At 53.6% G+C, this 12,240-nt stretch carries 9 protein-coding genes; 5 read left to right on the top strand and 4 right to left on the bottom strand.

The genetic code is table 11. The features are described from left to right. Positions 1-78: 78 nt before the first annotated feature. Together C7H08_RS14055 and C7H08_RS14050 are read right to left on the bottom strand one after the other, a co-directional pair. Positions 79-2,304: a putative bifunctional diguanylate cyclase/phosphodiesterase gene (locus tag C7H08_RS14055; protein WP_227663278.1), complete on the bottom strand. Its 2,226-nt coding sequence runs from the start codon at positions 2,302-2,304 to the stop codon at positions 79-81. 20 nt (positions 2,305-2,324) lie between these two features. Beyond that, complete coding sequence (locus C7H08_RS14050) at positions 2,325-4,694, bottom strand: sensor domain-containing phosphodiesterase (RefSeq protein ID WP_106672879.1); 2,370 nt, start codon at positions 4,692-4,694, stop codon at positions 2,325-2,327. Positions 4,695-5,078: 384 nt separating this feature from the next. Here C7H08_RS14050 and C7H08_RS14045 point away from each other — a divergent pair, with 384 nt between their 5' ends. Continuing rightward, complete coding sequence (locus C7H08_RS14045; protein ID WP_106672878.1) at positions 5,079-5,285, top strand: cold-shock protein; 207 nt, start codon at positions 5,079-5,081, stop codon at positions 5,283-5,285. 216 nt (positions 5,286-5,501) lie between these two features. Here the strand turns inward: C7H08_RS14045 and C7H08_RS14040 are convergent, their stop codons facing one another. After that, a complete protein-coding gene (locus C7H08_RS14040; RefSeq protein WP_106672877.1) occupies positions 5,502-6,719 on the bottom strand; it encodes a polyhydroxyalkanoate depolymerase in 1,218 nt (405 codons plus the stop codon). A 304-nt stretch (positions 6,720-7,023) separates the two neighbouring features. On the opposite strand from C7H08_RS14040, the gene C7H08_RS14035 reads away from it, so the two are divergent. Then, positions 7,024-8,790: a putative bifunctional diguanylate cyclase/phosphodiesterase gene (locus C7H08_RS14035; RefSeq protein WP_106672876.1), complete on the top strand. Its 1,767-nt coding sequence runs from the start codon at positions 7,024-7,026 to the stop codon at positions 8,788-8,790. A 3-nt stretch (positions 8,791-8,793) separates the two neighbouring features. Here the strand turns inward: C7H08_RS14035 and C7H08_RS14030 are convergent, their stop codons facing one another. Beyond that, positions 8,794-9,081, bottom strand: coding sequence for a sll1863 family stress response protein (locus C7H08_RS14030; protein ID WP_106672875.1), 288 nt, complete (start codon positions 9,079-9,081; stop codon positions 8,794-8,796). Positions 9,082-9,306: 225 nt separating this feature from the next. Here C7H08_RS14030 and C7H08_RS14025 point away from each other — a divergent pair, with 225 nt between their 5' ends. The 3 genes from C7H08_RS14025 (at position 9,307) to C7H08_RS14015 (ending at position 12,234) form a co-directional block, all read left to right on the top strand. Continuing rightward, positions 9,307-10,272: a zinc-binding metallopeptidase family protein gene (locus C7H08_RS14025; RefSeq protein ID WP_106672874.1), complete on the top strand. Its 966-nt coding sequence runs from the start codon at positions 9,307-9,309 to the stop codon at positions 10,270-10,272. A 264-nt stretch (positions 10,273-10,536) separates the two neighbouring features. Continuing rightward, on the top strand, positions 10,537-11,397 hold the full coding sequence (locus tag C7H08_RS14020) for a PA4780 family RIO1-like protein kinase (protein ID WP_106672873.1): 861 nt from the start codon (positions 10,537-10,539) through the stop codon (positions 11,395-11,397). 108 nt (positions 11,398-11,505) lie between these two features. After that, the gene (locus C7H08_RS14015; protein WP_106672872.1) at positions 11,506-12,234 is read left to right on the top strand and encodes a DUF3581 family protein; all 729 of its coding nucleotides are present in this window, start codon (positions 11,506-11,508) and stop codon (positions 12,232-12,234) included. Positions 12,235-12,240 lie beyond the last annotated feature (6 nt).

The following is a 12,240-nucleotide window of genomic DNA, read 5'->3' as shown; positions in this document are numbered from 1 at the left end:
GCCAACCATAGAGAAGCCAGGGGCGGAAAAAAAGAGTGAAGTCAGGCTTTTGCCAAACCTTTACACGACACTCATGACCTACGTTGATTCGGGCAAAAACCGTGGCTGTTCTCCGGTTGGTAAGGCGGCCAAAGGCACCGGCCGTGAAAACAGAAAGCCTTGCAGCAAATCGCAGCCCCGGCCGTCCAGGTCTTCGGCCTGAGCTGCGGTTTCCACACCTTCGCCAACCACTACCAGGTCAAGGTGGTGGGCCATGGTAATCACGCCTTGCACGATGGCGGCGTTGTGGGAGTTTTCGATGATGTCACTGATAAAGCTGCGGTCAAGCTTCACCTTGTTGATGGGGAGTTGCCGCAGATAACGGAGGCTGGAATATCCGGTGCCGAAGTCATCAACCGACACTTTGACACCCAGCGTGCGAATTTCTTCGAGCGTTTCAATGGCCCTTTCGGTGCCAGACATAAGGACATTTTCGGTTACCTCCAGCTCCAGAAGCTGCGGGTCAAGACCGCTGATAGCCAGCGCCTTTTTCAATTCTTCGACGAAACCGAAGCGACGGAACTGCAGGGGTGATATGTTTACAGACACTGGCACCCGTGTCTGCCGACCCAGATTCCAGCGAGCAAAATCAAAACAGGCCTGCTGCAGAACCCACTGCCCGATGGCCACAATCTGACCGGTCTGTTCCGCCAACGGGATAAACACACCTGGTGGCACCAGTCCCTTTTCGGGATGCTGCCAGCGGATCAGTGCTTCAACACCTTTCAGCTCAGCCGTGCTGGACGCGACGATCGGCTGGTAGTGTAAAACGAATTGTTGTTGCTCAATGGCTTCCATCAGTTCGTGGCGCAGAATGACCGATTTATCCGGAGCGTTTGCACTCGAGCCTTCGTACCAGTGCCAGGTGTTACGACCCTGGGTTTTTGCATCCTGGACGGCGGCATCAGCATAGCCCAGTAATTCCTCTGCCCGAAGCGATCCATTTGTTTGAGAGGCGATACCAATACTGGCACTGATGTGCAGGCGCTGGCCGCCAAATTCGTAAGGGCGGGATAACGCGCTCAAAATGTCACGAGCGCAATTAATTACTTCGGCCTCTGATTCGAAACGCTCCAGCAACACCGCAAACTCATCGCCACCGAGACGAGCTACCACGGTCTTATCATTCACCGATTTTTTCAATCGTGCTGCCACCACGATCAAAAGCTGATCGCCCTGGGCGTGGCCAAGGCTGGTGTTCACTGGCTTGAAATCATCCAGATCAACCAATAGAACCGCCGGGGACTGCCCGGTCTTTTTGATACCCCTGCAGGCCCTGGCCAGGTGCGCTTCAAACAGAGTGCGGTTGGGCAAGCCAGTCAACAAATCGTGCGTTGAGTATTGATCAAGCATCAATTCGTTTTCACGTTCCCGAGTCACGTCCTGCTGCACACCGACAAAATGCGTGCACTCACCAGTGTCATTCAGTACCGGTTCGATCAACATTTTGTTCCAGAAAGGTGTGCCGTCTTTGCGGTAGTTGAGCAGAGTGACCTCAACTCTTTCTCGTTTCTGCAACCCACGTTTGATAGCCGCTACCGCTTGCGGGTCGGTTTCATTGCCCTGAAGAAACCGACAATTCCTGCCCAGCACCTGCTCGTGACGATAGCCGGTCATCGCCAGAAATGCCTTGTTGGCATAAACAATGGGCATGCCCGGCTCCAGAGCGTCTGCCATCACCACCCCATTGGCACTGGATTCAATACCGCGCTCCAGCAGTCTGAGCTGGGCTTCGGTACTCTCTCGCAGATCGACTTCTCTCTGGTGACTAATCGCCAGCACGACAAGTCCAGCCGCGCGTCGAATCAATTTGATGTCGTGATCGGTTGGCGCGTGGGGTTTTCGGTAATAGGTGGCAAAAGTGCCCAGCAGATTTCCGGAAACATCAACCAATGGCGTCGACCAACAGGCGGCAAGCCTCTCACGGGCGGCCGTCTCGTGGTAGCCATCCCATCGCTGATCATCAGCGATGTTATCGCAAATGGTCAGCTCCCGGTTGTAAGCAGCGGACCCGCAAGCACCCACGTTTGGCGCTACCGGGATGCCCTGCATGGCGGCACGATAGGATTCAGAAAAACTGCTGCCAGCAATCAGATCAAGACTGTCGGACTCGGGCGCATAGAGCATCACCGATATCAGCGCTTCTGGCAGCTGAGTCTCCATAACGGAGGTGATGGCGCTGAGCACCACATCCAAGCTGGCCCGCTGAACAATCAGGTCGTAAATGGATTGTGTAAAGCCCGTAAACTGCTCGCTAAAGGCCACTCAGGCTACCACCTTGTAAGTCAAACTATTGAGTCAGGGTTACTCGCGGGCCAGGCAAACGCTTTTGCCCACGTCAGGGCGTCATTAAACCTCATCGGCCGGGCGTAATAAAAGCCTTGGCCCAGATTGCAACCCAAAGCAACCAGGCGCTCATGCATGCCTTGTGTCTCAATGCCCTCTGCCACTACCCGCCGGCGAAAGCTGTTCGATAAACCGAGAATCGCGTTAACCACGCTCTCGGCATCACTATCTTCCAGCATATCGCTGACAAACGACCGGTCAATTTTTATTTCCTGAACCGGCAGCTTGCGAAAGTAATCCAGGGACGAATAGCCCGTACCAAAGTCATCCAACGAAAGTTCCACCTCGAGATTACGGCAGTCTCTGAGCGTTTTCATTACAACTTGCGTGTCGTCCATGGCTGTTGTCTCCAACAGTTCGAGGATGAGCCGATGCCGTATCGAGACCGGTAATCGTTCCACCGCGTCGGTCAGATCCTGCAGAAAGAATTGACTGAGGAAATGCGACGGACTCAGGTTAACGCTGACCGAATAGTTGAGATTCTCGCCTGCAAATGCCAGAAGCCGGTCTACCCCTTCGTTTATAACCATATTACCCACCGCGCGCGCATATTCGGTGTATTCAATGTGGTCAAGAAAACTACCCGGGCCAAGCACGCCATCTTCCGGGTGGTTCCACCGAATCAAGGCTTCAAAACCTTCAACAACGCGCCGCTTGAAGTCAATCTTGGGTTGGTAGTAGAGCTCAAGCTCTTTGTTGCTGACTGCGCGACCAATCTGCTCAAGCACCCTCACCCGCTCTTTACGGTTGAAATGAGACTTCAAGTCAAAAATGGTGTAGGCATTTTTGCCAGCCTCCTTGGCAGCATACATTGCCTGGTCTGCATGTCGAAGCAACATGTCAGAGTCTACGTCGTCATCCGGGTATACCGTTACGCCCATGCTGCCGGACAGGTGCAAGACAAAATGCCGATAGCTGATCGGCTGGCGGATAGCCTCGAGCAGGCGGGAATACACACGCTCATTGTCTACATCGCGCAGAATAGCCACGAATTCGTCACCGCCGATCCGTGCAATGACGTCATGGGCACGAACCGTCGCCTTCAAACGTTCTGCTATTGATTTAAGAACCGCATCGCCTACGGAATGGCCGTGTTCATCATTGACTTCTTTAAAGCCATCAAGATCAATAAAGCATACGGCAACGCTGCCTTTACGCTGGCGAGCCTCGTTAAGCTCCTGGTCAAACAGCTCTGTTAGACGCCTTCGGTTGGGCAGGCCGGTCAGAGAGTCAAAATTGGCCGCCTGTTCCAGACTCACCTGGTGTTCACGCTTTTCCTCGTACAGTCGTCTACGCTCAAGCAACGTGCCAACGGTCTGCAGCAGAGGGGCCAGTTCGTCGGCAATTTTCGGTTGGTAGCCGCCCGCCCGGTTTGCCAGACCAACCAGGCCGATCAACTCATCGCCTGAATAGACCGGCAGCCCGATGTAACAGGCAATTGGCGGATGCCCGGGCGGCAAACCACCGCGCCTGGAGTCCGTGTCATAGCTATTCGCCAGCACAACCTCGCCGGTTACCAGCGCCACACCCAATAGATTATCCAGCCGCTCAAACAACATGCCCCGGCGCTCAACCTGCTGGAACAGCGCCTGGGTTTCCGGGCTCCAGGCGATGTTGGTAATGGCGCCGACTTTGAGATAAGGCGTACCGTTCTCCCTGCGCATCACTTCGCCAATAAACCCGAACTGGCTTCCGGTCAGGGATAACAGATCTGATAGCATCAATTCAAAGGCGGCCCGCTCATTGTCACTGGTGAGAAAGACATTCTGAGCGCGCTGAATCGCCCGGCTGAGGTGAGACACCACCACCCCGCCGTCTTCGCTACCCGCCAGATAGGCACTCTCCAGTTCATCCTCGATAACGCTGGCCAGTGTCCGCAGTACATCCAGGTCTATTTCACTGATACGGCGCGGGTGATCATCGATGATGCACAGCGTGCCTAACTTGAAGCCACTTGGTTCACGCACCGGTATCCCCGCATAAAACCGGATATTTGGATGCCCGGTGACCAACGGGTTGGATTTGAAACGATGATCGAGAGTGGCATCTTCAACAATGAAGGCTTTGTCCTGGCGGATGGCATAGTCACAAAAGGCGACAGAGCGTGGGGTTTCGGTGGCATCAAGGCCATCTTTGGATTTAAACCACTGACGCTCGTCGTCCAGAATGGAGAACAATGCCGTCTTGACCCCGTAGAATTGACGGGCGATGCGAACCAGCCTGTCGAACCGCTCTTCCGGTGGCGTATCCAGAATCCCTAGTTTCTCGAGTGCGGCAAGTCGTCGTCTTTCAATAGGGGCCAGAGGCATTCAGATTGCTCCGTCGCTGAGCCCATTTGGACTCATTACATGTCTATAAACAGTGTAGGTTAAGATATCACTCATGCGTATCGGCAATTAGCATGCACTTTTTAAGCTTCATTGGGCAGTGTTCCGCCGCTTTCGCAGGGATTAATTCAGCCTCAGGGTTAACTCTTATAAGAAAGTGCTATCTATTCCGGTCCGGCAGGAGTAAAGTGGCCCTCGTTGGAAAGATTTAGCAATGCATTCATCAATAAGACGCATCTCAGTAGTAATATGTAGCTTTCGTCCTGTTTTTGATCACGCAAGTTTTTTGTTTCCGCATACCGTTGATCTGACGTCACAACGATGTTCAGACGGCACATTAAAAGATTGATTTCAGGATAGTAAAATATGTCTACTGTTACCGGTACTGTTAAGTTTTTCAACGAATCCAAAGGTTTTGGTTTTATCACTCGTGAAGGCGGCCCGGACGTTTTTGTTCACTACAGCTCCATTCAGGGCGGCGGCTTCAAGACTCTGGCTGAAGGCCAGCAAGTAGAATTTACCGTATCCCAGGGCCAGAAAGGTCCTCAGGCGGAAAACGTAGTCGGCCTGTAAATACAGCCCGAATACGATAAAAAAAGGCAGCCTCGGCTGCCTTTTTTCGTATGTCATTTAAAATATTCAACCACCACGAAGCCATTCTGCACTGCCCCGCTTCAGGTTATCACTGCTTTGCTGTTGCTGATTACCCACCCCTCACGCCGACGAACACACCCTGACTGACCAGACAGCCGTTTCGGTGCATTCGCAGGCGGCGGATAACCCATTGATTCAGGCCTTGCGAATGAACTTCTTAAGTTCTGGAGCGATCTCCTCGCGCCAGCGGCGACCGTTGAACGTACCGTAATGGCCAACGCCTGCCTGCAAATGATGTACCCGGCGGTTATCAGGAATGTTAGTACAGAGGTCGTGAGCAGCGCGGGTTTGGCCAGGGCTGGAAATGTCGTCTTTCTCACCCTCAATGGTCATTAGCGCCGTGTCGCGGATGGCGCCCGGGTCTACCAACCTGCCCCGGTGTTCGAAACAGCCCCGGGCCAGGTGAAACTCCTGAAAGACACGCTCGATCGTCTCCAGGTAGTAGGCATCCGGCAGATCCATCACCGCCAGGTATTCGTCATAAAACTCTCGGTGGCGAGCAACCTCTTGCGTCTCATCATCACGAATTGCCCTGAACAGATCCTGGTAAGCATTCTTGTGACGGTCGAAGTTCATGTTGATGAACCCGGTCAGCTGCAAAAAGCCGGGATAGACCTTGCGCATCGCCCCGGGATAAGGCGCCGGTACGGCGTGAACCAGGTTTTGTCTGAACCACGAAAGAGGGTGCCTTTTAGCCAATTGGCAGGGCTCTGTCGGATCAACGCGGGCATCCACCGGGCCACTCATCAGCGTCAAGGACCGTGGCGCCGACGGATGCTCGTCTTGAGCCATCAACGCTGTGGCCGCCAATACGGTAACCACCGGCTGGCAGACCGCCAATACGTGAGTATCGGGGCCTATGTGATCAATAAAATCGATAATGTAATCAATGTACTCGTCGAGCCCGAAATTGCCTTCTGACAGGGGCACCATGCTCGCATCGCGCCAGTCCGTGATGTAAACGTCATGGTCCGGCAGCATGGTTTCCACTGTGCCTTTGAGCAGAGAAGCAAAATGCCCCGACAATGGCGCCACGATAAGCAATTTGGGATCGTCAGGCCGGTCAACGCTGCGCTGAAAGTGCTTAAGCTGGCAGAAAGGATTGCGTTTAACGATGGTCTCATTAACCAGAACGGTTTCCCCGTCGCATACCGTCGTTGTCAGGTTGAAGGCCGGCTTTGGATAACGCTTGGTGAGGTCGCCGAACACGTCCAGCGCTGAGGCAACGCTGCGGGTTCCCGGAATCATGGACCAGGGGCTCATCGGATGACGAAGCCATTGGCTCTGACTGCTTGCCAGCAAACGGGCTGGCGTAAGCGCCAGACGGCTGAGTTCATGGGTGAAATACATCATGACGCGCATTATCCTGATTGAATTGAGTTAGTCCGTATCTATATTGCTACTCCGTTCCATTGAGTGCGCCGTCCCGGATTCGCCGGGCCAGGCTAGCTGAGCACTCACTCAGCATACGCCTTTTTTTTATCAGCGCGAAAGTACCGAATGGCTTTCTTCACTCGCTCCATCGGACGGCTTTGCCGGCTGTTCTTCCACTTCGACATTGAGCGATCCGCGAATTAACGCCTATACTGCTCTAAACAACTGAAAGATATAGCGGTTGTTTTTCTGGTTCCTGAAAAGATATTCGGAGGCACGTCAAATGCCCTATAAACACGGCTTAAAATCACCTCTTATACCCGGTGATGCTGATGGAGAATCGCCTTCGAGTACCAATAAAAGTGAACAGAATTTCTATGAATTAATTGAAAGCCTGCCGATGGTCGCGGTTCAGGGCTATAACAGGAAACGCCAGGTAATCTATTGGAACGACGCCAGCAGGCGTCTGTATGGCTATACCCGGGAAGAAGCAGAGGGCCAGTTACTGGAAGACCTGATAATCCCTGACGATATTCGCGAGGGCGTGATAAACGCGCACCAGAACTGGTTAGATAGCAACATCAGCATTCCCGCAGAAGAAATTGAGCTAAAACACAAAAACGGTCATCTCGTGCCCGTCTACTCCAGTCATGTGATGATCAAGCAGGATACCGGCGACTGCGAAATGTTCTGCATTGATATCAGCTTGCAGGAGCAGAAAAAGGCCAAGGAAAGACTGCACTGGTTGGCTAGTTTCGACGATCTGACCCAATTGCCCAACAGGCGGTTAATGGAAGTTGAGCTATCGGCACGACTTGCCGAAGCACAGCGGCGACCAAACGGTGAACTGGCGGTGGTGTTCATTGACCTGGACAATTTCAAGCTGATTAACGACACCCTTGGGCACCACTATGGCGATCAGCTTTTGCGGGCGGTCGCTGAGGGCCTGAAAACAGTAACTCGCAGTTGTGACCTGCTCAGCCGGTTTGGCGGTGATGAGTTTGTGCTGCTGCTGTTTGATTTTGATGGCCCTGAAGGCATTCATGAACTGCTTCGGCGTTTAACCACAGTGCTAGACCAGGGGTTTGTGCTGGATGAAGTCTGTTATCAGGTGACTGCCAGCTTTGGTGTCAGCTTGTTTCCGAACGATGGAGCAACGGTAGCGGAGCTGATGGGAAATGCCGACGCCGCCATGTATCAGGCCAAAGATAAGGGTAAAAACAGTATCTGTTTTTACACTTCAGACATTAACGATCGATTGCTTCATTATCAGAGAATAACAGCTCTCCTGCGAAGCGCCGTCGCTTCCGGTAGCCTGCAACTGCATTTTCAACCGCAAATTGATCTGAACGACGGGGAAATGCGCTCATGTGAGGCGTTGCTGCGGTGCTTTGATGAAAATTCTCAGGCCGTTCCCCCGGATGTCTTTATTCCGGTGGCGGAAAAATCAGGGCTGATCAATCGAATTGGAGATTGGGTGATCGAAGCGGCCTGCAAGCAGCTTGTGGCCTGGAAGGGCACCGCACTTGAAGGCGTGCGGGTGGATATCAATTTATCGGGCAAACAACTGACAAACCAGCACCTGGCGGATCAAATTCTGCAGACTCTGCATAATCACGACCTGCCCCCCTCGCAATTCGGCGTGGAACTGACAGAAAATGAAGTGATCGGTGGCGATGAAGAGCAGATAGGCCAACTGGAAAGGTTGAAAAACGCTGGCGTGCATATTTCCATTGACGATTTTGGTACCGGTTACTCGTCTCTGGTCTATTTACGAAAGTTACCGGTATGCAGTCTGAAGATTGATCGAAGTTTCCTGCACCATGCAATGGAAAACGACAGCGATATGGCAATTATGCAGGCTATCATCACTGTCGGGCATAGCCTTGGTTTAAGCGTTGTCGTTGAGGGCGTGGAAACCACTGAACAGGATAAACTGGTCAAAATGTTAGGCTGTGATCTGGCCCAGGGATTTCTGTACGCCAGACCGATGCCAGCAGATTTGATGCCGTCATATCTGACTGACATGGTCCGGATTACTAAGCCCTAAGAACTATTTGAAGCGAGAGGTCGCCGACTTGATAGAGTTGGAAACCGAATCCCAGGCATTTTCGACGCCGGCTTTTAAATCTTCCCAGGCATCGTCACCAGCATCACTTAATTCGTCGAGTTTTTTCCTGGCGTCTTCGCGCATCGCCTTCAGTTCGTCAATTTGCTTATAGTATTCCTGCTGAGCGCCCGCTTCTTTGTAGTCCGCCTTAGCTTTCAGCTTGTCAATTTCCGCGTTCCATTCGTCCAGCTTGGCTCTAAGCTTTTTCACGTAAGTATCTTTCATGCTCATTTCAGAAATTCCTTATCTTCAGATTATTCAAGAATACCGAGCGGTTGCACCCAAGTTATTCAATAGCTGGTGTTTTTGGCCACCCCATACCCAAGCCTACCCCAATTCCCGGTAGGTCGGTAGGTTTGCTCGCGTGTAATTGGTTTTCCTCAGCCAAAGGGTATACGTTGGCCCTTTAATCATTCTTTTTTTGGCATACTGCGGTTCGCAAGGAGCGCCCAAACTATGTTGGCATTTTCAAATCCGGTCGGCTCCGGAACTCTCTGGTTTCACAATCTGACCACTGCCGATGGCACACCGGTAGGCTACGACCCTCAAGCGAGAGCCTTTCTGCCGATGCCCCCATTTTGTGCAAATCGCGACATCATAGGTTGCAACTGGATTGCCCCAGAGCAAGGTGCCTTTTGTCGATCGTGCGCCATGACGGCATTGGCGCCGGACCCGGAGATTCCTGACGCCATACCCAATTGGGCAGAGACCGAAGCTGCAAAGCGATGGGTATTGGATAACCTTGGTCGCTGGCACTGGTTCCGGCCGGAAGATCCCGGCACCCGCCCCATTTTCCATATGCTGGCCGAAGGTCACACGCCGGTTGCCATGGGGCATGGCTACGGCGTGGTGACCATCAGTGTGGCAGAGGCGGACCCCGTAATACGAGCGACCCGGCGTAAGGCGCTGGATGAGCCCTATCGAACCATGATTGGCCACATGCGCCATGAAATTGCGCACATGATCTGGTGGCGCCTGAGTTTGCGCGAAGACTTTCTGGCAGCCTTCAGGCAAATGTTCGGTGATGAGCGCGCAGACTATCCTGCCGCCCTGCAGCAGCACTACCATCAGGGGCCGCCACAGGACTGGAAGCTGTTTTACCTGACGAGTTACGCGTCAGCGCACCCACACGAAGACTGGGCTGAGACCGCCGCGCACCTGTTGCACCTGACGGACATTACCGACAGTTTTGTCGCCACTGGCCTGAGCTCGCCAGAAGTGCCTAGGCAAGGCTGGGATCCTTACTCAGAGCCCGATTCTGCCTTGCTTATCAATGTAGCAGCGTCGCTCGCGGTAAGGGTCAATCACATTAACCGCTCCATGGGGTTGTCGGACATCTATCCCTTTGTGCTGTCAGAAACGGCCCAACGCAAACTGGCTTTCGTGCACGATTGGTTGCGCCGGGGTGCTCAGGGACGCTGAGTACCAGAGTATGGGTGGCAAGCGTCATAGCCTGTTGGTTACCTCGCATCTGCACCAAAGGTTTGTCCGGCTGATCGCTTCGTTCTTCATAAAGTCCCTTCTCTGTCAGACTCCGAACCAAGTTATACAACCTAGCCATACGACCAAAAGCGTTACCGCTCTGACCAGGCAACAACGCTCTGGCACCAATTTAAGGTAGTATAGCCCCAGACATGCCGGCCAAAGCGATTTGCCGGCCAGACGAACCAGGCAAACGAACGATTTATGAAGATACCAAAACGATTACAGCCCCTTGTCGACGACGGCATGGTGGACGAAGTGTTATACCAGTTAATGAGTGGCAAAGAAGCCCAGGTATTCGTTGTACGCTGCGGTGACAGTGTGCGCTGTGCCAAAGTGTATAAAGAGGCACAAAAGCGCAGCTTCAAGCAGGCCGTGCAATACCAGGAGGGCCGCAAGGTTCGCAATAGCCGCAACGCCCGCGCCATGGGCAAGAAAACTCGTCACGGCCAGAAGGAGCAGGAAGAAGCCTGGCTGAACGCCGAAGTCGACGCACTGTACCGGCTAGCCGAGGCGGAGGTACGCGTGCCGCAACCTTTCGGTTTCGTGGACGGCGTGCTGCTGATGGAAATGATCACCGATGAAGAAGGCGGAGCCGCGCCAAGGTTAGACGATGTCACACTAACCCCTGAGCAGGCACGGGCATACCATGCCAAGGTAATGGCCGATGTGGTCCGAATGCTCAGCGCCGGACTTATCCACGGTGACCTTTCCGAATTCAATGTGCTGGTGGACACCAGTGGTCCGGTCATTATTGATCTGCCTCAGGCTGTTAATGCGTCAGGTAACAACAGTGCCGAGCAAATGCTGGAACGCGACGTGGACAACATGCGCCGCTATTTCGGCCGTTTCGCCCCGGAGCTCCTGATCACCGATTATGGCAAAGAAATCTGGGCACTTTACGAGTCAGGCGATCTGCACCCCGATAGCGAGCTGACCGGCTGCTTCGAGCACGACACCGAAAGCGCCAACGTCGACGAACTCATGGAAGTGATTGAAGCGGCCAAAGAAGAGGAATGGGAACGCCAGGAGCGCCTGAGGGATGCCGAGCAAGACGAAGATTAGTACCATAGTCGGGCTCCCGTTGAGGCTGAAGAAAGACGTAGAATACAGTTCAGGATCAGTTAACCACCAAGTCGCACACTTCCCGCTGCGATCCGGAAAAGGCTAACCATGTTGTTAGATCGTTTTTACTCAGTCCGGGACGGACGCATCTTTATTACCGAGCTCCAGGCCAGTCATTTTGCCAAGGAAGTGGCCGGAGACTTCAACCCGATCCACGATCCGGAAGCCCGCCGATTCTGTGTTCCCGGTGACCTGCTGTTTGCCATTGTGGTGTCGCGTTTCGGGCTATCGGAAAACATGACATTCCGGTTTCGCCACCTGCTGGGCGCGGAGGTACCGCTGGAATTCCGTGAGGGCACCGACGGAACTCTGAGCGTCTGTGACCAGGCGGGCAAGGTGTACCTCGAGGTCAGCCGCAACGGACAGCGCAACCTGGATGAACAAATCGTTGAGGATTTTACCCGCTGCTACGTTGCAGCCTCCGGTAAGAACTTTCCCTACACACTCAAGCCACTGATGGAATCCCATGGTGTGATGTTCAACCCGGATCGCCCGATGGTGATGTATGAGAGCATGAGCCTGGCGCTCGGCCACCTGGACAATCCGCAGCCGGAACTCGAGCTGAACAAAGCCGAGCTGGAAGCAGCCGGCAAGCGCGGCAACGTCACCCTCGAGTACCACCTGATGTCAGCCGGCAACGTTGTTGGTGCGGTCTCAAAACGCCTGATGCTGGGTGGACTTCGGGAGTATTGCCCAGACGCCATGGCTGGCATCGTCGAAGAGTTCTACCGGCTCAAGGCCCGGGGCACCCGGCTTGGCATGGATACCCCCGATTGATCTGCT

Source organism: Marinobacter halophilus, assembly GCF_003007685.1.
Lineage (GTDB): Bacteria > Pseudomonadota > Gammaproteobacteria > Pseudomonadales > Oleiphilaceae > Marinobacter > Marinobacter halophilus.
This window is presented reverse-complemented; position numbering and strand designations above follow the sequence as displayed.